14 protein-coding genes are annotated in these 20,400 nt (G+C 66.3%); 11 read left to right on the top strand and 3 right to left on the bottom strand.

What is annotated here, in order from left to right; translation table 11 throughout:
• Positions 1-32 precede the first annotated feature (32 nt).
• From OR37_RS05375 to OR37_RS05340, 8 genes are all read left to right on the top strand, one after another.
• Positions 33-2,759, top strand: coding sequence for a TonB-dependent siderophore receptor (locus OR37_RS05375; protein WP_235046549.1), 2,727 nt, complete (start codon positions 33-35; stop codon positions 2,757-2,759).
• A gap of 187 nt (positions 2,760-2,946) precedes the next feature.
• A complete protein-coding gene (locus tag OR37_RS05370; RefSeq protein ID WP_004616724.1) occupies positions 2,947-4,971 on the top strand; it encodes a hypothetical protein in 2,025 nt (674 codons plus the stop codon).
• An 8-nt stretch (positions 4,972-4,979) separates the two neighbouring features.
• Complete coding sequence (locus OR37_RS05365) at positions 4,980-6,473, top strand: tryptophan halogenase family protein (RefSeq protein ID WP_004616721.1); 1,494 nt, start codon at positions 4,980-4,982, stop codon at positions 6,471-6,473.
• Between the two features lie 62 nt (positions 6,474-6,535).
• Positions 6,536-8,137 (top strand): alpha,alpha-trehalase TreF, encoded by a 1,602-nt coding sequence (gene treF, locus OR37_RS05360; RefSeq protein ID WP_004616719.1) that lies wholly within the window; start codon positions 6,536-6,538, stop codon positions 8,135-8,137.
• 1,001 nt (positions 8,138-9,138) lie between these two features.
• Positions 9,139-10,344, top strand: a complete 1,206-nt coding sequence (locus OR37_RS05355; protein ID WP_004616717.1) for an ATP-binding protein — start codon at positions 9,139-9,141, stop codon at positions 10,342-10,344.
• Positions 10,337-12,874, top strand: coding sequence for a S8 family peptidase (locus OR37_RS05350; RefSeq protein WP_004616715.1), 2,538 nt, complete (start codon positions 10,337-10,339; stop codon positions 12,872-12,874). The genes OR37_RS05355 and OR37_RS05350 overlap by 8 nt, the downstream gene beginning before the upstream one ends.
• 46 nt (positions 12,875-12,920) lie before the next feature.
• Positions 12,921-13,178, top strand: a complete 258-nt coding sequence (locus OR37_RS05345; protein ID WP_004616713.1) for a hypothetical protein — start codon at positions 12,921-12,923, stop codon at positions 13,176-13,178.
• Positions 13,179-13,342: 164 nt separating this feature from the next.
• A complete protein-coding gene (locus tag OR37_RS05340) occupies positions 13,343-14,653 on the top strand; it encodes an MFS transporter (protein ID WP_004616711.1) in 1,311 nt (436 codons plus the stop codon).
• 2 nt (positions 14,654-14,655) lie between these two features.
• Here the strand turns inward: OR37_RS05340 and chrA are convergent, their stop codons facing one another.
• From chrA to OR37_RS05325, 3 genes are read right to left on the bottom strand one after another with little or no spacing between them, the layout of a single operon-like run.
• On the bottom strand, positions 14,656-16,050 hold the full coding sequence (gene chrA / locus OR37_RS05335) for a chromate efflux transporter (RefSeq protein ID WP_004616709.1): 1,395 nt from the start codon (positions 16,048-16,050) through the stop codon (positions 14,656-14,658).
• Positions 16,040-17,287, bottom strand: coding sequence for a sensor histidine kinase (locus OR37_RS05330; protein WP_004616708.1), 1,248 nt, complete (start codon positions 17,285-17,287; stop codon positions 16,040-16,042). The genes chrA and OR37_RS05330 overlap by 11 nt, the downstream gene beginning before the upstream one ends.
• The gene (locus OR37_RS05325) at positions 17,284-17,958 is read right to left on the bottom strand and encodes a response regulator (protein WP_004616706.1); all 675 of its coding nucleotides are present in this window, start codon (positions 17,956-17,958) and stop codon (positions 17,284-17,286) included. Before OR37_RS05325 ends, OR37_RS05330 begins: the two co-directional genes overlap by 4 nt.
• A 146-nt stretch (positions 17,959-18,104) precedes the next feature.
• Between OR37_RS05325 and OR37_RS20940 the strand changes: the two genes are divergently transcribed.
• Genes OR37_RS20940 through OR37_RS05310 form a run of 3 tightly spaced genes read left to right on the top strand, consistent with a single transcriptional unit; the run spans position 18,105 to position 20,384 of the window.
• Complete coding sequence (locus OR37_RS20940) at positions 18,105-18,677, top strand: arsenate-mycothiol transferase ArsC (RefSeq protein WP_004616705.1); 573 nt, start codon at positions 18,105-18,107, stop codon at positions 18,675-18,677.
• Between the two features lie 13 nt (positions 18,678-18,690).
• Positions 18,691-19,389, top strand: a complete 699-nt coding sequence (locus tag OR37_RS05315) for a superoxide dismutase (protein WP_004616703.1) — start codon at positions 18,691-18,693, stop codon at positions 19,387-19,389.
• A gap of 14 nt (positions 19,390-19,403) precedes the next feature.
• A complete protein-coding gene (locus OR37_RS05310; protein WP_200864120.1) occupies positions 19,404-20,384 on the top strand; it encodes a YncE family protein in 981 nt (326 codons plus the stop codon).
• Positions 20,385-20,400 lie beyond the last annotated feature (16 nt).

Genomic DNA, 20,400 nt, shown 5'->3' with positions numbered 1-20,400 from the left:
GGACGCAGGGCGGCCACTATAGATCCTATTTGATGCTCGCAACGAGCGCCGTGACCTTGATGGTCGCCGCTGGCGCCGAGGCCCAGGTGCGCAAGTTCGATGTTCCCGCGCAGCCAGCCACGACCGGTATCCCCCTGTTCGGCAAGCAGGCCGAGACGCAGATCCTCGCGCCGCAGAGCGCGATTCAAGGGCAGCGCGTCAGCGCGGTCCAAGGCGCCTACACTGTCAGCGAGGGGCTGGAGCGGCTGCTTCGGGGGTCCAATCTGCAGGTGATCTCCAACAACGGCCGCACTATCGTTCTCGACCAAGGCGCTCGGCCGGCGGATCCGGCCGCCGCGCCCCAGGCCGAGCCGACGACTGTGGACGAGGTCGTGGTCACCGGGATGACATCCCGTAATCGCCCGCTGATCACGGCGTCCGCCGACATCACCTACGCCACCCGTGACGACCTCGAGCGCAAGGCGCCGCGCTCCACCGCCGATCTGTTGGAGATGGTGCCGGGGATCTTCGTCGAGGGCACGGCGGGCGAGCTTTCGAACAACTATTCGGTCCGTGGCCTGCAGGGGGGCGGTCAGCGCTTCATCCAGCTGGAGGAAGACGGCCTACCGGTCATCTACCAGGGCGGTGGCGCGGACTTCTTCTTTTCCGAGGACATCACGATCGACCGTCTCGAGGCGGTCAAGGGCGGCACGTCGGGCATTCTCACGGTCAATGGCGCTGGCGCGACCATCAACTTCATCTCCCGCAAGCCCAACTTCACCAAGGCCGAGGGCGTCGCGCGCCTGACCGGTTACAATTACGGGCTTAAGCGGGCAGACGTCTATTATAGCGCCCCGATCACGGACAAGCTGGCCTTCAACGTCGGGGGTTATATCCAGTCGAACCCCGGCGTGCGCCACAACACCTTCGACTATGACGGCTATCGCTTCAAGGCGATGCTGGAATACCGTTTCGACGGGGGCGGCTATGCGCGGCTTACCGGCAAGGTCGGCGACGTCAAGGCGGCGTACTATGCGGACCAGCCCTATGCGTATCGAAACGGCAAGCCCGGCGCGATCCCCGGCCTGGACACCCAGTTCGACAATATCGGCGGCGACGCCTTCGCCAGGCTTTCGGTCCCGGTCTCGACGGCCGTCGAGAGCGACGGATTTCGGGATTTCCGGTTCTCGGAAGGCGTGCGGGTCAAGACCAAGCAACTGCGGCTCGATATCGAGAAGCCGATCAGCGACTCTTTCGAGGTCTTCGCGCGCGCCCGCTATCTCGATCTGAGCGACGATTTCAATGGCCTGTTTCCGGGCTCGGGCACAGGCAACGCCGGCTTGGCCAGCGCGGTCGCCTATCTGACGCCGGGCGCGGGCTCGCCGATCAATGACCTGCTCACGCTGGGACAGGCCGCCTATCCGACGGCCGCGCGGTTCGGGATCAAGAACCTGCGGACCGGCGTCGTCGTCGGCGCCAACCAAGTCGCCACGCTGAACGCGCTGAACGGCAATGGCTTTCTGCAACAGACCACCCTCAACCACGACTACCAGTCGGGCCACGACCTGGCCGTCAATGTCGGAGGGCGTTGGGAGCAGCGGGGCGAGGGTTATCAAAACTCGCTGACCGCGGGTCTGCAATATTACGATGTGAGCCGCTCGCAGAACCAGTCTGCGGTCGCTTCGGTGGTCAACGATGTCCGGAACAACAGTGACATCTACGACATCGTTGCGCTGAACAGCAGCAACGCCGTTATCGGCACGCTGAGCGACAACGGCATGATCTCGTATGGCAACTGGGGCGCGGGGATGCGCCGCAACGAGGACAAGTCCGTCTCGGTCTACGCCAACGACGAACTGGCGATCGGCGAGAAAATCCACATCGATGGCGGCGCGCGGTGGGAAAGCGACGACGCCACCCACTTCGACGGCAACACCGCGGCGGTCAATCAGCCGGTTCAGCCCGGCGTCGTCGGCGTGGTCCGCACGGTCGGTTCGACCTTCGACGGAACCTATTCGGTGACGCGAAAGACGCGCGCCAAGGTCGCCTGGACGCTGGGGGCCAGCTATCTGTTTACGCCCAGCCTCTCGGTCTATGGCCGTTACGCCAGCGGCTTCCAGACCAACAACACCGATCCCATGACCAAGATCGAGCTGTACGAAGCCGGGGTTCGGTTCAAGCGCGGCGATCTGATCAACGCCTCGGCCACGGTGTTCCGCACCAACTTCAACAATCAGTTCTACAACTTCATCGATCCCGCCGACCCGACGAAGCAGACGAGCTTCCTGGCCGACCTGCATACCAATGGGATCGAGCTGGATGCGCTGATCCGTCCCAACGCATGGTTCTCGGTCGATATCGCCGGCGTGCTCCAGAAGCCGCAGCTGAACAATCTGAGGCTCAATGGCGTGGCCCAGCCGACCTATGACGGCAATCGGCCCGAGCGGACGCCTGCCCGACTCCTCACGATTACGCCGACCGTCAAGCTGCCCAACGGCCTCGGCGAGATCTACGCGCGATACAAGTACATCGGCAAGATCTACGCCGACTCCGGAAATGGCGTGGCCCTCCCGTCCTACGGCGTGACCAGTGTGGGGATCTCCCTGAACGTCAAGGACAACGTCCAGGTCAGCTTCAACGCCGACAACATCTTCGACGTCGTGGGCCTGACCGAGGGCAATCCGCGCCAAGGCCAAACCCAGAACGCGGCGTCGGGTTACTTCTACGCGAGAGGCATCGCCGGCCCGACCTATGGCGGGTCGATCACCCTACGCTTCTAGGCCTGTCTGGTTTGGATGGAACCACCTAGACCAGATAAAACAGGATTTGTTTTCAAAGGTTTAGAGCCCTTTCGAATGCTTTGGACGGTTCCATCTAAAGCTAGAGGGCTCTAGCCGCCTCCCCTGAGGGCGTAACTCGCGGACGCCGAGGTTCGGCGTCCGCTTTCCTTTCCAGAACGGTAGCGTCATGAAAACTCTGACCCGCGCCGCCGTCACGGCCGCCTTGGCCTTGACCCTCGTCTCGCCAAGGATCGCCGCGGCCGCTGGCCCGGAACTGGCCTATCGCCTTACCGAGGGGCAGAACCTCAACGCTTTCATCCGCGACGGAGCGGTGGCCGCGCACCTGCTGCTGCGCAACGGCGTGGACCCGAGGATCCTGGTGGCGTTCCCCGCTGGCAACAGCGGAACGGGTCTGTGGTTCGAGCGGCTCGATCGGTCGGCGGAATGGCGCTTGGACGCCGCGCCGAAGCCCGTGCGCGAAGGCGTGTCGCGTGGGATCGTTTTCTCGGCGGAGATCACGACCCCCAGGCTCGTCCCGCGCCAGGCGGTGCTGTCGAATGTACGCTATCTGCGCGACTATCAGTCCGTCGGCCGCTTCCCCCCGGAAGTCGCCGTCAAACCCTCCATTGCCGGAGATACGATTACTTACCGACGCCCGCGTCTTGATGGCGCGCCGGGCTATGGCTTGACGCTCCGCGTGATCGAGGGCCGCATCGACCAAGGCGCGATCATCGCGGGGGTCAAGGGCAAGATCCGGCTGGAGGTCACGGCGCTCACTGGCGATGCGCCGTTGACGCCTCTGCCTGTTCCGCAATTGCTGAATGCTCGCGCCGCGAAGGATCCGGCGGCTCGAAACGCCCTGGCCTTCCTGAGCTACCGGGAGAAGTTCCTGGCCGGCTCCTGGCGCTTCAACACCTATTTCGGCCGGGACACCCTGATGTCCACGCGGCTGTTGATGCCGGCGCTTCGGCCCGAGGCGACCGAGGCCGGACTCAATTCGGTCCTGGCCAGGCTTTCGGCCGAAGGCGAGGTCGCCCACGAGGAAGGCATCGGCGAGTTCGCCATTCTCCAAAATCGCAAGGCGGGGCGCCCGGGCGACGCCGCCGAGCTCGACTACGGAATGATCGACGGCGACTACATGCTGGGCCCGGTCGCGGCCGACTATCTGCTGGGACCTGGGCGCGCGCGGGCGGCGGGTTATCTTGCGACCACGCTGGCCAGTGAATCCAGGCCAGGAGAGCGAGAGCCCGTCGGAGCCTTGCTGGTCAGAAACCTGCGCTTTGTCCTCGCGGCGGCGGCGCCGTTCGCCGAAGCGCCCGGCAAGGCGAAACTGATCGCGCTCAAAGCCGGCCGGATGACTGGCGAATGGCGCGACAGCAACGAGGGGCTGGGGCGGGGGATCTACGCTTACGATGTCAACGCCACCTTGGTCCCGGCGGCGTTGGAGGCGGCCGATCGGCTGCTGAAGGCCGGTTTGCTGGATCCCTATCTGTCCGACCAGGAGCGGCTTCGGTTCAAGCGCGCAGGGGAGGCCGCTCGTGTTTGGCGCGCCAAGGCGCCCCCATTGTTCGACGTAAAGCTCGACAACGACCAGGCGCGCCGGGCTATCGACGCCTACGCCGCGTCGATGGGCGTTCCGGCGACCCCGGCGCTGACCGCGCTCGGCGGCTATTCCCTGACCTTCCACGCGCTGTCGCTGGACGCCGAGGGGCGACCCGTCCCGATCGTCAATTCGGATGAGGGTTTCCTGCTCCTGTTCGGAGCGCCGTCGGCCCGCGACCTCGACACCTATCTCGGCGCGATCATGCGGCCGTTCCCGGCTGGCCTGATGACCGATGTCGGCCTGGTGGTCGCCAACCCCGCGTTCGCCGGTGATGAGGTCAAGACGCGCTTCTCGCCGGCCGAGTATCACGGCGCGGTGGTCTGGTCGTGGCAGCAGGCCCTGCTGGCGGCGGGCATCGAGCGGCAGCTGGCGCGCCGCGATTTGCCCCAAGCCACAAAGGCCCGGTTGAAGGCGGCTCAGGCGAGCCTGTGGCGCGCCATCGACGCCACCCGGGCGTTGCAGAGCTCCGAACTCTGGTCCTGGACCTTTCGCGATGGACGCTACCAGGTGGTTCCTTTCGGAGCCGGTAAGGCCGATGTCGACGAGTCGAACGCCGCCCAGCTTTGGAGCACGGTATACTTGGCGGTCCGCCCTCCGGCCGGAAAGTAGGAGACGCCATGAACCGTATCTCTCGGGTCGTGATCCTGGGCGGGGGAACCGCCGGCTGGATGACGGCCGCCGCCTTGTCCCGCTGTTTCGGCCGAACCGTGCGGATCGACCTCGTCGAGTCAGAGGCGATTGGCACGGTGGGAGTCGGGGAGGCGACCATCCCGACGATCCATTGGTTCAATGCGCTCATCGGCCTGGATGAGGCGGAGTTCCTGCGGGCCACGAAGGCTAGTTTCAAGCTCGGCATCGAGTTCGTCGACTGGGCGCGACCCGGCCATCGCTATTTCCATCCGTTCGGACGCTATGGCGTCGAGCTGGATCAGGCGCCGTTCCACCAGCTCTGGCTCAAATCCCGGGCGGACGGTTCGTCCCGTCCGCTGTCCGATTTCTCGCTCGCGACCGCCCTGGCCGCCGCCAATCGTTTCGCCAAGCCGGCGGAGGACCCCCGTTCGATCCTTTCGACCCTGGGCTACGCCTACCATTTCGACGCGGCGCTGTACGCGTCCCATCTGCGCGGCTTGGCCGAGGCGGCGGGCGTGGTTCGTCACGAGGGCAAGGTGACGGCGGTGGAGCGGGATCCGAAGAGCGGTTTCGTCGTCGCCTTGTCCACGGACCGCGGCGAACGGATCGAGGGCGAGCTCTTCATCGACTGCTCGGGGTTCCGAGCGCTGCTGATCGGCGAGGCGCTGGGCGCGCCCTTCGAGGACTGGTCTCACTGGCTGCCTTGCGACCGCGCGGTGGCCGCGCCTTGCGCGCGAAGCCGCGAAACCACGCCCTACACCCGGTCGACCCTTCGCCCGGCCGGCTGGCAGTGGCGCATTCCGCTGCAGCACCGCACGGGCAATGGCTATGTCTATGCCAGCGCCTTCATCTCCGACGACGAGGCCGCCTCGACCCTTTTGGCGAATCTGGACGGCGAACTTCTGGCCGAGCCCCGCTTCCTGCGCTTCAAGGCCGGATTCCGGCGCGAGAGCTGGCGAGGCAATGTAGTGGCGATCGGGCTCTCCGCCGGCTTCCTGGAGCCGCTGGAGTCGACGAGCATCCACTTGATCCAGAGCGGCATCGCCAAGCTGATCTCGCTGTTTCCGGATCGTGACTGCGACCCAAGCCTGGCGCGCCAGTTCAACGCCCTATTTGGCCGCGACATGGACGGCATTCGCGACTTCCTCATCCTGCACTACCACGCGACGGAACAGCACAATCAGCCCCTGTGGCGCCAGGCCCGCGCCATGGCCGCGCCCGACTCCCTGAGCGAGAAGATCGCCCACTACCGCCGCTCGGGCCGCTTGATGCTCTCTCAGGACGAACTCTTCCGCGAGGCCAGCTGGCTGGCCGTATTGGAGGGGCAGGGGATTGTCGCTCAGGGATACGCGCCGCTCGCCGATACGCTCGACCCCGCATCGAACCTGCGGCGTCTAGACGACCTCGCGGCGCTGATCGCTCGGGCCGCGCCGACGCTGCCGAACCATGACGCGGTGATCGCCGAATTGGTTGGGGGATGAGATTGGCCCGACTTTCGATGGGGCGTGGCGCGCCAACGCCCTTGAGCGCCAGGAGGCCGCACATGAGTCGTCTGATCTTCGCGACGCTGGCGGTCACGGCCCTGGCCTCGACGGTCGGGGCGCAAGAGACCACCCAGAAGGCCTCGACGATCCCGACGCCGGCGGACACCTATCAGGCGCTGTTCCAAGCGGTTCAGACCCGTCGGATCTTCGCGGACGGCAAGACCTTTGTCGACGCGGTCCCCAAGCGGCCGGCGGACCGGATCATGGCCGACTACCGCGCGCATCGCCGGTTCACCGACGCCGAGTTGGCGCGCTTCGTCCGCGCCAACTTCATCTTACCCGAAGCCGGCGCGACCCCGACGCCGAGCAAGGCCCGGCCGCCGATCAAGGCTCATATCGTGGCCCTATGGCCAAGGCTGACGCGACCGCCGGTCAAGCCGGTCGCGGGCGGCTCGGCGCTCGCCATGAAGAGGTCCTTCGTCGTTCCGGGCGGGCGCTTTCGCGAGATCTATTACTGGGACAGCTATTTCACGATGCTTGGCCTGAAGGCCGACGGACGCGATGATCTGGTCGAGAGCATGATCGACAATTTTGGCGACCTGATCGGAACCTACGGCCATGTGCCCAACGGCGCGCGGACCTACTATCTGAGCCGCTCGCAGCCGCCGTTCTTCTTCGCCATGGTCGGACTCTCGAGGGCGACCGATCCCAAGACGCTCAAAACCCGCGTCGACCTGATGCGGCGCGAGCACGCCTTCTGGATGGAGGGGGCGGACGGCCTCAAGCCCAGTCAGGCGCACCGTCGCGTGGTGGCCCTGGCCGGCGGCGAGGTTCTGAACCGTTATTGGGACGACCGCGCCACGCCGCGCGACGAATCTTATCGCGAAGATCTCGAAACGGCCGCCCAGAGCGACCGTCCAGCGCCCGACGTGTTCCGCGACCTGCGCGCCGGCGCCGAGAGCGGCTGGGATTTCTCCTCGCGCTGGATGGCCAACGGCGAAAGCCTCTCGACGATTCAGACGACATCGATCGTGCCGGTCGATCTCAACAGCCTGATGTACGGTCTCGAAAAGGCGATCGCCGAGGGCTGCGCCAGATTGGCCGATGCCGCTTGCGCACGCGAGTACGGCGACCGGGCCGCGGCGCGGGCCAAGGCGATCAACCTCTACCTCTGGGATTCGGCAAAGGGCGCCTTCCTCGACTACCAGTGGACGACCGCTCAGCGGCTGGACCGGCTGAGCGCGGCGACCATCTATCCGTTGTTCGTGGGCGCGACCGAGGCGCGCCAAGCCCACATCGTGGCCCGGAAGGCCTGGGACGAGCTGCTCGCTCCCGGCGGCCTGCGCACCACCACGGTCCGCACTGGCCAGCAGTGGGATGGTCCCAATGGCTGGGCGCCGCTACAATGGGTCGCGGTGTCCGGTCTGCGCCGCTATGGCGAGGACGCCCTTGCCGCCGAGATATCCAAGCGCTGGCTTTCCACTGTCGAGCGCGAGTACGCGGCCAGTGGCAAGATGTTGGAGAAGTACGACATCGAGGAGGCCAAGGCGGGCGGCGGCGGCGAATATCCCACTCAGGACGGCTTCGGCTGGACCAACGGCGTCACCCGCGCGCTCCAGGAGTCTTTGGCGACCGTCCGTCAAGCGCCCTCCGGTCGCTAGGGCCGCCCGGCTTGCGTCTGGAGGCCCGAGACAGTGGCACCCCAGACGCCGAAGTGACTTTCAAAGCCGCGCCGGGCGGGGATGCGCGCCTGTTCGGCGGTAGCGTACTATAGACCCCACCGCCGCAGGTCCGATTTCGGACTCGGATCTGCTGGCGCGTCTTTAGATCGGGGCTCTCAACCGAAATCTGAGGATTTTTCGCTCTGTAATCGACGATTATGGGGTGTCGCTCCCTTAGTGCTGAGGTCGTCACGCCACACCCTGCTTCCTTCTGGTCGGGCTTCTCGTTTGATAGGCCTTCCCGGATTTAGGTTTACGCTCTGCATTTCGCGCGGTCCGCCCTGATCTGGGGGCGGGCGTGTTTCCGGCGTCGCGCCCGGCTGGCGATACGCGGCGGGCTTGGTCGCGTCAGCGCCAATGTTTCCGTTTTATGGCGGCGTGCTCTATAGGTGCGGGCGGTGATAAAGCCGAGGGGGCGAGCGCGAAACTCGGTCCAAGAAATTTGAACCTGGTTGGATTGGTCTCGCTGTCGGGCCGGCTATAAAAGTGAATACATTTCAAGCTCATAGATTTTCCGTCGCGCCGATGATGGATTGGTCTGATCGGCCTTAAATATCAATAACTTATGGGGCGACGTGTACAGTGCGTGTACACTGCGTTCGCCTTTTCTTCTCCCCTCCAGCGCGCGAAATTGCCCGAAATTGCGCGCCGGCCCGTCGGCGGCGCGATCCAGCCCTCGGGGCTGCGAAGGACTATGCTCAGCTACTCGTTCGTCTACTTCGACGCCTAAGGGGTCGCCTCGGGTGGGGCGGCGCTTATGCGGACGGGATGGGCGATGGCTCCGCCGTCCAATTCGGATTTGATTTCCCAATTGTCAGATATGAATGGCGAAAATCCCGATATTGATCGGGAGTGTTGAGATATATTAACGAAATTTCCCTTGTTCTCTTTCTGTTTCGTCGATATGAATCTGCCTTACTGGTTTACGGGTGGATCGTCCTATGGAACATTTTGCTGTGGTGCAGAGTATCGTTCGCGCCGCGCTTGCGGGCGATCAGGCGGCATTGGGCAAACAGGTCGCCCGTCTGCGCGAAAGGCTGGAGAAGGCCGGCGCGGCGAAGGAGGCCGCGACGCTGGAGCGCCTGCTGGAGGCGGTCGAGGAAACCCGCGAAATGGCGCCCAGCCGCGTCGAGGTTTCCCGCTCTCTGGTCACCGGCGAGCGGCTGACCCGTGAAGTGCATCCGCCCATCGATCGCGAAACCGGCGCGCGGCTGTGTTCGATCGATTTCGTCGGCGACGGTCTTCCGGCGCCGATCTATGGCCCGGTTATCCGGGAAACGATCGAAGGCCTGCTCCAAGAATGGAGCAGTGCGGCGGCGCTTCAATCTGTCGGCGTGGAGCCAACACGCACCTTGCTTATCTATGGCCCTCCGGGGTCGGGCAAGACGGTCACCGCGCGCTACATTGCCGAGCGTCTTGGCCTGCCTCTGATCACCGCCCGCATCGACGGCCTGATCTCTTCGTTCCTCGGCACCACCGCGCGCAACATCGCCAACCTGTTTGACTTCGCCAATCGCTACGCGTGCGTGCTTCTGCTCGATGAGTTCGACGCGCTCGCCAAGCTTCGCGACGACCCCCAGGAGATCGGCGAGATCAAGCGGGTGGTGAATACCCTGCTGCAGAACCTCGACATGCGCCGCGAGTTCGGCATCACCGTCGCCATCACCAACCACGACCGTCTTCTCGATCCGGCGGTGTGGCGGCGGTTCGAGACCCACGTCCACATGGGCGAGCCTGAACCTGGGGCTCGCGAACAGATGATCGCCCGCTTCCTGCGCCCGATCGGTGCCGAGCCTGCCACCTTGCGGATCTTCGCCTACTGCCTGGCCGGGCGATCCGGCGCTGATCTTGAGCGAGTGTGCGCAGCGGTGAAGCGTTGGGTCGCGTTGAGTGGCGACGCCCATGACGGGCCGGCCCTGTTCCGAGCTCTTAGTGCGGTGTTGGCCCGCGCGCCATCGCTGGACTCCCAGCCTGCGCGCATTCTTGCCGCCGACTTGGAGGCCTTTGTCAGTCTTATCGCCAGTGACCCTGATGCGGGTCTCAAGCAGACCGAGATCGGCGACGCCACCGGCTACGCCCAATCCAAAATAAGCGATCTGAAGAAAGCCAAGCTGCATCTGCCCCTGATGGAGGCCGCTCATGCCTAACAATCCGGTCCAGATCATCCTCAACGATCAGGACTTCCATCAGGCCCCCGAGCCTGGTCAGCCGCCCCGCACCAAGGACTTCTACGACGGAGCCGACGCCGCCTTCGCCGCACACAAGGCCGAGTTGCTTGCGGCAGTCGACGCGGTGATCGCGGCCGTGACGAAGAGCCCTCACGGGCCGGCCACCTATCTCAAGGTCCAGATGCGTCCTGAGGCGCTGGCCAAGTCCTATCGACCGGGCTGGCTCTTCAAGCGCGACCAGTTCCCGTGCGTCGGCGCCGACGCGGTCGGAACGCTCTACTTCCGGGCCCCGCTGCTCTATCTCGCCACGCTCCGGGCCAGGATCGAACAGGCGGAGCTGACGGTCGTCACCAAGTATCGCCAGCGCGACGGCGAACCCTACAAGGCTCCCACCTACGCGCGCCAGGAGGTCGGGGCGATCGAGTCCATCGAAATCGCGCCGCCCGAACAGAAGCGCTCGTTTTCGGTCTCGGCGGCGCTGGCGGCCTTCGAGGACCCGCGCGTGGTTTCCGGTTACCAGATCGAACTTTTTGAGACGCCGGATGAAAAGGTCATCGCCAGCGATCTCACGGGGCGAGCTGCGCTGCGCCGATCGCTCGAGCAGGTGTTGCTGTCCACTGGCGCTGGCGCGCGCAGCTTCATCGCTTCGGCGATCGGCCGTACGCCGGTTATGGAACTGCAGCTGACCCGCAGCGTCCAGCCGGCCCTGGTCGACAACCGCACCAGTCTTATCCGGTCCGATCTGGTACCGGCGCCGCCCCCGGCTCCGGTAGACCTGGATCCTGCGCGGCATGAAGCCGTGTTGAACGCTCTGCAGGCCCATCCCCTTGTGCGGGCGGTGCTGCCGCCGGTGCTTCTGCAGCTTACGGACGAGGAGACCCCGACGCGGTCCGCCGAGGGGCTTTCCCTTGGGGATGAGCCGTTGGAAATCCCAACGCCAGCGAGCAGGGCGAGCTATCCGGTCGTCGGGGTGATCGACTCTGGCGTTGGCAAGTGTCTTGAGGATTGGGTGGTCGGGCGGTTCGACTTCCTGGACGAGACTGAGTTTAACGCTGTCCACGGCACTGGGGTGGCCGGCCTGATCGCCGTTCCGCAGCTGGTGAATCCGCCGACGGTGACGCCAGAGGCCAACGGCTGCCAGATCTACGACGTGCCGCTCTATCCAACCGGTTCGTTCAGCGAGAAGTATCCGCGGGGCTTCACCGACTTCCTCGAGGAAGTCGAGCAGGCGGTCGCTGAGGCCATCCAGCAGCACGGCGTGCGGGTTTTCAATCTGTCGATCAACGCCGTGTCGGATGTCGAGCGTCACCGCTACAGCATTTACGCTTCGCGCTTGGATCAGATCGCCGACACCTACGGGGTGATCTTCGTCAATTCCGCAGGCAATCTCCCCCGGTCTCAGTCGCGGGCGCCATGGCCCAAGAAGCCTAGCGAAGCGGTGTCGTATTTCGCCTCACGCACGTCGCCGGACACGATCTTCAAACCGTCCGAGAGCGTACGCTCTATCTCGGTGGGGGCGTTGAATCCGCCAGGTCTGGCGGATGTGGCTGGAGCGCCGACGATTTACACCACGCGCGGGCCTGGTCTGCAGGTTGGGGTCAAACCTGACGTGGCCGCGTATGGCGGGGCCGGCGGGGCTCGGCCTGGTGCGTCCACGGGCCTGAGCTCCCTGACTCCGGCCGGTCTTCGTCAGGACGTGGTCGGCACCAGCTTCGCTGCGCCTCTGGTGGCACGCGGCCTGGCGGGCCTGGATGTCGCGACGGAGGGCGGGCTGACCAGTGAGGCCCTGCGCGCCATGTTGCTGCACCACGCGGTCATGCCTGAACCGTTGACCAAGCGCGGGCACAAGCAACTGGCCCGACAATTCGCGGGCTTCGGTCAGCCGGCTCAGGTGGTCGACATGCTGGAGACCGGCGATCATCAGATCACGCTGCTGTTCCAGAGCCGGCTCAGCATCGGTGAGCGCAAGCCCGTTATCCTGCACTTCCCGTTCACTTGGCCACAGAGCCTGACCACGCCCGACGGGGCCTGCTCGGGGCGGGCCCGGATTACCCTTGTCTACTCGCCGCCGTTGGACCCAGCCTTTGGCGCGGAATTCGTTCGCGTCAATCTTGAGGCCAGCCTCAGGCAGCGGCAAACCGAACCAGCCAAGGATGGGCGCGCGCGTTTCCTCAACCAGATCGATGCCGGCTATCTGCCAGGGTCGGCGAAGCTGGCCATTCCCGAGCGAGCCTTGATCGATCACGGCCTGAAATGGTGGCCGTCCAAGCAGTACGAGAGCACTTTCAACGAGAACGGCGAGTCCTCGCAGTGGTGTTTGGAGGTCACGAGTTTGGTGCGGGCCGAGGCGAGCTTCCCTGCCGAGGGCGTGCCCTTCGCTGTGCTTCTGACTTTGGAAGACCCTGAAGGTACGCGGCCGATCTTTCCGCAATTCCGCCAGCAGTTGCAAGCCAGCCGCGCCGATGCTCGGGATGTTCGCACGGCCATCCGCCTGCGCAGTCGAAATTAGGTCGGCCAGTGGTGGGTGATAGTAATGTCCATCGAGGGGAGGGAAGGTGATTGGCTTTTGGCTTGAACGTATCCTGGAACTCCTGCTGGCGAAGCGAGGCGAGGGCGCTCAGGCGATCATCTATGCGACGCTGGGATGGCTCGCCGCGGCCAGTTTGATTGTGGGCATTGTCCTTGGCCTCATCGGCATGAAGTGGCTATCGGGGTTCCTTGTGGGGACCTTCGACACCATCCTCGCCATCGTGCTCACGAGGGATTGGAAGGCGCTGAAGACTGGTTCGATCCACCATCGCCGTGAAGGTTGAAACTGAACGATCTCTCCAACGACTTTGTGCGGCGTTCGGGGCGGCAAAGCCTCACGACTTCATTGACATCGACCTATTGAGGCGAGGGCGGCGCCCGCGGGCTGCGTAAGACCTTGCAACGGGATTGTCCGCTGTCTCGTTGGCCGATCGAGGATCCCCGCCCAATGTTTTCGCCCCTCCGCAACCGCGCCTACCGTCACCTCTTCATCGCCCAGGTCGCCGCGCTGCTGGGCACGGGCATGGCCACCGTCGCCCTCGGCCTCCTGGCCCATGACCTAGCGGGCGCCAGCGCCGGGGAAATCCTAGGCGCGGTGCTGTCGATCAAGATGGTCGCCTATATCGGCGTGGCGCCGTTCGCGTCGGCCCTCGCCACCAAGCTCCCCCGCAAGACGCTGCTGGTGTCGCTCGACGTCGTGCGGGCGCTGGTGGCCGTGGCGCTGCCGTTCGTGCGTGAGCCCTGGCAGGTCTATGGCCTGATGACGGTGCTCTACATCGCCTCGGCCGCCTTCACCCCGGCCTTCCAGGCCATGATCCCCGACCTGCTCGAAGACGAGGCCGAGTACACCAAAGCCCTGTCGCTCTCGCGCCTGGCGTCGGACCTGGAGAGCGTGGCCAGCCCGGTGCTGGCGGCGATCCTGCTGTCGGTGATCAGCTTCAACGACCTCTTCCTGGGCACGGCGCTGGGCTTCGTGCTGTCGGCCGGCTTTGTGGTCACGGCCGTCCTGCCGCCGGTCTCCAGCGCCCAGCAGCTGCCGTTCTCGCAGCGTCTGACCGGGGGCTTGCGCCTGTTCGCCCTGACGCCGCGCCTGCGGGGCCTGCTGGCGGTGAGCCTGGCCGAGGCCGCTGGCGGGGCCATGGTGTTCATCAACACCGTCGTGCTGGTGCGCTCGAACTTCGGCATGTCCAACCAGGCCAGCGCCTGGGCTCTGGCGGTGTTCGGCCTGGGCTCGATGAGCGCGGCCCTGGTCCTGCCGCGCGTCCTGGAGAAGGTCACCGACCGTCGCGCCATGGTCGCCGGCGCCTTCCTGATGACTGGCGTGCTACTGGCCGGCGCCTTCACCGCCAAGAGCTATCCGGCGCTGCTGGCGCTCTGGCTGGTCATGGGCTTTGGCTACTCGCTGACCCTGACGCCGGCGGGGCGAGCCCTGCGCCGCTCGGCCTCGGCCGCCGATCGCCCGGCCTTGTTCGCCGCCCAGTTCGCCCTGTCGCACGCCTGCTGGCTGATCGCCTATCCGGTGGCGGGCCTGGTCTCGGCCCAGGCCAATCCCAGCGCCGCGTTCCTGGTGCTGGCGGGGCTTTGTGGTCTGGGCGCTATCCTGGGGCTGGTGATCTGGCCGGCCAACGATCCCGAGAACCTGCCGCACACGCACGACGACCTGCCGGCGGAGCATCCGCACCTGGCCAACGGCCAGGATGGAGCCCACGCCCATCCGGTGGTGATCGACGGTCAGCACAAGCGCTGGCCGAAGGCGTGATCCTAGCTGTGGGCGACCAGCAGGAAAAACAGGACGCCGGCTGCCGAACAGCCCGCCACTAGCGGGATCATCGGGACCTTGAAGCGGAAGGCGGCGATGGCGGCCGCCAGGGCCAGGAGTGCGCTCGGCAGGTTCAGACTGGAAAGGTCCGGAACCTCAAGGCGCGCACCCAGGGCATCGAGCACCGTCATCCGCGCGAACAGCACATGCAGCGCGAACCACAGGGCCAGGTTCATGATGACGCCCACGACGGCCGCGCTGATCGCCGACAGCGCGCCGTTGAGCGCGCGGGCGCCGCGCAGGGCCTCGATGAATGGCGCGCCCAGGAAGATCCAGAGGAAGCACGGCACGAACGTCACCCAGGTGGTCAGGACGCCGCCCAGGATCGCGGCTGTCAGCGGCGAGAGGCTTCCAGCGTTGCGATAGGCCCCCATGAAGCCGACGAACTGGGTGACGATGATCAGCGGGCCGGGCGTCGTCTCGGCCATGCCCAGGCCGTCCAGCATCTCGCCGGGGCGAAGCCAGTGGTAGGTCCCAACGGCTTCCTGGGCGACGTATGCCAGCACGGCGTAGGCTCCGCCGAAGGTCACCATGGCCATCTTGCTGAAGAACAGGCCGATGTGGGTGAGCGTGGCGTTCGGACCCAGGACCAGCGCCGAAATACCCACGGGCGCCCACCAGGCCAGCAGCAGCGCCGCGCTGATCGAAAGCGACCAGCGCAGGTTTGGCCTGGCGTGCTCGGGCGTGTCCTCGCCTAGGATGGTGTCGGCGTCGGCGACTTCATGACCACTGGCCGGACCGTGACCGGAAGCCTTCAGGAAGGCCGCCACGCCCAGTCGCGCGCCCACGAAGCCAATGAGGCCGGCGGTGACGATGACGATGGGGAATGGGACCTTGAAGACAAACAGCGCCAGGAAAGCGACGGCGGCGATGGCGATCATCGCGCGGCTCTTCAGCGACCGTCGACCGACCCGCAGCACCGCCTCGACCACCACGACGAGCACCGCCGCCTTCAGGCCGAAGAACAGCGCCGCCACCGGACCGACCTGGCCGAACAGGGCGTACAGGACGCTGAGCGCCATGATCGCCAGGAAGCCGGGCGCCACGAACAGGATACCGGCGGCGAAACCGCCGATCGTCCTGTGCATCAGCCAGCCGATATAGATGGCCAGTTGCTGGGCCTCCGGACCGGGCAGCAGCATGCAATAGTTCAGCGCGTGCAGGAACCGGCGCTCGCCCAGCCAGCGTTTCTCTTCCACCAAGATGCGGTGCATCACCGCGATCTGGCCGGCAGGGCCGCCGAAGCTCAGCGCCGCTACGCGCGCCCACACCTTCAGTGCTTCGCCGAACGATATCGACTTCGAGGGGATCGGGGTCTCGATCTGACTATCCAACACACACGCTCCATTGGCCGCGCGTGACGCGCGTCCTCCAGAGCGGGTTCTTGGACGGCGGACCGTCTGTGTCCGGGCGACCCGCGAGAGCCCGGTGCGTCACCGCATACTTGGGGAATGGGTGGGAGGCAATGCGCGATCGGGCGTTCGCCCTGGCGCCTCCGCCGCTCATAGATCGGTGTCCCTCGATCCGACGACGGATGGGGCGAGCGGCACATCCAGCACGAAGCGCGCGCCGCCTTCGGGGGGTGTCCATCACCGCGATCGTCCCGCCGTGCGCGCGGGCGATTTCGGCGACGATGGACAAGCCGAGGCCCGCGCCGGCGCTGGAGCCGCGTCGCTCCCGGCTGCGCCAGAAGCGCTCGAAGATGCGGTCCCGGTCCTCCAGCGGCACGCCCGGACCTTGGTCGACGACCCAGACGGCGCCGGCCGTGTCGACGCCGACGGTGACCTCCTGTCCCGGCGGGCTATGGGCGATGGCGTTCTCCACCAGATTGCGGATCGCATCGCCCAGGGCGTCGGTATTGCCTGTCACCAGCACCGGGCTGGCGGCTGGCTCGAACGCCAGGCTGCACCCGGTCTTGGCCGCCAAGGGCGCGAAGCGCTCGACGACCCGCGCCGCCACCTCGCCCAGATCGACCGTCTGGCTGACGTCGAGAGGCTGCCCATCGAGCCTGGCCACGCCCAGCAGCTGGGCGACGAGGCGGTTCATACGCTCGGCGTCGAGCCGCAAGCGCTCGATCTCGCCGGTGGTCGGCAGGTTTTCCAAGCCCGCCGTGAGAATGGCCAAGGGCGTGCGCAGTTCGTGGGCGGCGTCGGCCGTGAACTGACGCTGGGTCTCGAAGCCCTTGGCCAGACGGTCCAGGGCCTCGTTCACGGCCATGACGACCGGCTGCAGTTCCAGCGGAAGGTCCTCGATCGGGAGGCGGACGGCGATGGCGCCGGGCGTTATCGCCGCCGCCTGGGTCGAGACCGCGCGCAACGGCTTCAGGCTGGCTCGGAGGGTCCAGGCGGCGATGACCAGGACGGCGAGGGTCAGGACCGGGAACATCCAACCGACGTCGCCCATGAACTCGGCGACGAACTTGTCGGCCATGCCGTCGTCCGCGAGCGTCTTGGCCGCATGAAGGGCCGCGCCGATGCCCGAGGCCAAGCCCCCGATCAAGGTGACGCCCAGCAGCACGCCCAGCCGGAGCAGCAGCCGGCCTTCCAGAGAGCGAGGCCAGGACGCGCGCTTCATGCCTGCTCCTCCAGGAAGTAGCCGACGCCGCGCACCGTATGGATGGCGCAGACGGCCTTGGCCTCGATCAGCTTGCGCCGCAGGTGATGGACGTGGACCGGAATGGCGTTGGAGCCCAGCTCGTCGCCCATGCCGTAGAGCTTCTCTTCCAGTACGGCCTTGGGCACGACCCTTCCGAGACGGCGGATCAGGTGCTCCAGGATGGCGATCTCCTGCCGGGCGAGCGGCACGACCTGGCCGTCGACTTCGACATCGCGCCCCACGGTGTCGAGCACCAGATTGCCGGCCTCCAGGCGAACGCCGAGCGGCCCGCCGGGACGCCGTAAGAGCGCCTTCACGCGGGCGACCACCTCGACCATGGCGAAGGGCTTGATGAGATAGTCGTCCGCGCCGGCGTCTAGCCCCGCGACGCGATCCTCTACGGTGTCGCGTGCGGTCAGGACGAGGATCGGAGGCGTGTCGGGTTTGCGCCGCAGCGCCGTGAGCAGGCGAAGACCGTCGCCGTCGGGCAGGCCCAGATCGAGCACCGCCGCGTCGTAGCTTGTCAGTTCCAGCGCGGCCTGCGCGTCGGCCACCGTCGCCACCGTATCGACCACGAAGCTGGCCTGGCGCAGTCCCTCGGCGACCAGTTCGGCGATCCGCCGCTCATCCTCGATCACCAGCAGGCGCATGGCTCCTCGCTTCCTCTCAACGCGATAGGGCGCGGGTTCTTTTACGGCTGTTTTAAGGGGCGCCGAAGAGCGGCCGGCCTCTAAAACTGCCTTAAACTTCGCGGGCAGACTGGGAGGACATTTCCCCAGACGGCGATCGAGCGATCATGCGTCAAGTTCTGAAATCCTCGAGCATGGGCGGCCATCGCTCCGGCTTGAGTCGCCGAAGCGCGCTGGTCTTCGGACTCTTGTTGCTGCCTGGCGTGGCCAGCGCCGGCGACAGCACGAGTGTCAGCGCCAGCGCCAATCCCAGAGCTTGCGCCCCTTACCGCGTGCTCTTCGTCTGCCCGGCGGGGACGGTGAAGAGCGCCATCGCACGTGAGGTTCTGAGGAGGAAGGCGCCGGCCTGGCAAGTCCCCATCGAGGTGCGATCGCGCGGGCTCAAGATCGAGGATCATCTCTATCCCGAGCTTGCCGAGCGACTGCACGCCGACGGGATCGAGCCGACTTCAGAGCCCGCGCGGACTTTCGCGCTGGCGGATGCGGCCTGGGCCGACATCGTCATCGCCTTCGACGAGGCCGCCGCGGCGCCGGGGCTTTCGGAAGCCCGCGCCTGGCGCACGCCGTCCTGGGTCACGGACTATGATCGCGCCAAAGCCGATCTCGACCAGCGTCTCGGCGAACTGCTGAACGAGCTGGCCGAGAGTTCCTGCCGTTCCACGTCTTCCATCCCTCGCTAACAGGAAACCACCCATGACCGAGTTTCGTGCTGATCGTCGCCAGGTCCTGGCGGGAGCGGCTCTGGTCGGCGCGCTCGCCGCCGCTCCCGCAGCGCCGGCTTTGGCCCAGACCAAGGCCACGCCCGGCTTCGCGCCTCAAGCCCTGCCGTTCGATCCCAAGACGATCACCGGCCTGTCGGAAAAGCTGCTCACCAGCCACCACGACAACAACTACGTCGGCGCCGTGAAGCGCTTGGGGGCCATCGACGCACAGCTCGCCGGACTCGACCCCGCCGCCGCGCCGACGTTCCTGCTGAACGGCCTCAAGCGCGAGGAGCTGATCGCCTGGAATTCGATGATCCTGCACGAGCTGTACTTCGCCGGCCTGGGCGCGCCGTCCAAGCCGGGCGCGGCGCTGGCCGCCGCCATCGAGCGGGACTTTGGGAGCGACGCCCGCTGGCGCGCCGAGTTCGCGGCCATGGGCAAGGCGCTGGGCGGCGGATCGGGCTGGGTGCTGCTGACCTGGAGCGCGCGCGACAAGCGCCTGGTCAACACCTGGGCCGCCGATCACACCATGACCCTGGCTGGTGGAACGCCGCTGCTGGCGCTCGACATGTACGAACACGCCTACGCGATGGACTACGGCGCCAAGGCGGGCGCCTATGTCGACGCCTTCATGGCGACCATCAACTGGAGCCACGCGGACGGCCTGTTCAAGGGCATGGCCGCGTGACGGGGAAGGCGACCGTGAGACCCGATCCTTGGAGATGGGCGGCGGTCGCCTTATCGGCCCTATGCGGTGTCGCGGCCTGCGCCAGCGCGGGCGCCCAGGCGCCGCTGGCCCTGGACCGAACGATCCCGCTCGCCGGGGTCAAGGGACGCATCGACCATCTGGCGGTGGATGTCGCCGGCCAGCGCTTATTCGTCGCCGAACTGGGCAACGGCTCGGTCGAGGCGATCGACCTGCGCTCGGGCAAGTCGCTGGGGCGGATCACCGGTCTCGCGGAACCGCAGGGCCTGGCCTATCTGGCCGACCGTGACGAACTGGCTGTGGCCAACGGCGGGGACGGGACGGTGCGCTTCTACAAGGCCGCCGACCTCGCGCCGGCGGGCATGGTCCGCGTTGGCGACGATGCCGACAATCTGCGCATCGATACGCGATCGGGGCGTCTGGTGGTGGGCTACGGCGACGGCGCCCTGGCGACGATCGACCCGGCTTCGCGGAAGGTGGTGAGCGAGCTGAAGCTTCCCGGCCATCCCGAAGGCTTCCGGCTGGACGGCCCCAAGGCTTTCGTCAATGTGCCCGACGCTGGCGCGATCGTGGCAGGGGATATCGACCAGGGCAGGGTGACGGCGACCTGGAAGGCGGACCATCGCTGGAACTTCCCGATGGCGCTGGACGGGAACGGTGCGCTGGTCACGGTCTACAGACTGCCCGCGCGCCTGGCGGTGATGGCGGACGGCGCTGTGCGCGGCGACGTCTCCACCTGCGGCGACGCTGACGATGTCTTCGTCGATGGCCGACGCCAAAGGTTCTACGTCGTCTGCGGTTCGGGCGATGTGGAGGTGCGGTCATCGACGCCGCCTTATGCATCCCTGGGACGGGCGAAGACGCGGAGCGGCGCGCGTACGGGGCTCTTCGTGCCCGAGCAGGATCGGCTGTTCGTGGCGGCCAGGGCGGCGGGCTCGGCGGAAGCGGCGATCCTCGTCTTCAAGCCCATCGACTAGAGGCCGGGCCCCGGAC

Source organism: Caulobacter vibrioides OR37, from assembly GCF_000372645.1.
Lineage (GTDB): Bacteria > Pseudomonadota > Alphaproteobacteria > Caulobacterales > Caulobacteraceae > Caulobacter > Caulobacter vibrioides_E.
Note: the sequence above shows the minus strand (reverse complement) of the source record. Positions and strands in the feature narration are given on the sequence as shown.

Bases quoted from the DNA above. Each gene is read 5' to 3' on its own strand.
- OR37_RS05375 (WP_235046549.1), top strand. From the start codon at position 33: ATGCTCGCAACGAGCGCCGTGACCTTGATGGTCGCCGCTGGCGCCGAG.
- OR37_RS05370 (WP_004616724.1), top strand. From the start codon at position 2,947: ATGAAAACTCTGACCCGCGCCGCCGTCACGGCCGCCTTGGCCTTGACC.
- OR37_RS05365 (WP_004616721.1), top strand. From the start codon at position 4,980: ATGAACCGTATCTCTCGGGTCGTGATCCTGGGCGGGGGAACCGCCGGC.
- treF (WP_004616719.1), top strand. From the start codon at position 6,536: ATGAGTCGTCTGATCTTCGCGACGCTGGCGGTCACGGCCCTGGCCTCG.
- OR37_RS05355 (WP_004616717.1), top strand. From the start codon at position 9,139: ATGGAACATTTTGCTGTGGTGCAGAGTATCGTTCGCGCCGCGCTTGCG.
- OR37_RS05350 (WP_004616715.1), top strand. From the start codon at position 10,337: ATGCCTAACAATCCGGTCCAGATCATCCTCAACGATCAGGACTTCCAT.
- OR37_RS05340 (WP_004616711.1), top strand. From the start codon at position 13,343: ATGTTTTCGCCCCTCCGCAACCGCGCCTACCGTCACCTCTTCATCGCC.
- OR37_RS05330 (WP_004616708.1), bottom strand. From the start codon at position 17,287: ATGAAGCGCGCGTCCTGGCCTCGCTCTCTGGAAGGCCGGCTGCTGCTC.
- OR37_RS05325 (WP_004616706.1), bottom strand. From the start codon at position 17,958: ATGCGCCTGCTGGTGATCGAGGATGAGCGGCGGATCGCCGAACTGGTC.
- OR37_RS20940 (WP_004616705.1), top strand. From the start codon at position 18,105: ATGCGTCAAGTTCTGAAATCCTCGAGCATGGGCGGCCATCGCTCCGGC.
- OR37_RS05315 (WP_004616703.1), top strand. From the start codon at position 18,691: ATGACCGAGTTTCGTGCTGATCGTCGCCAGGTCCTGGCGGGAGCGGCT.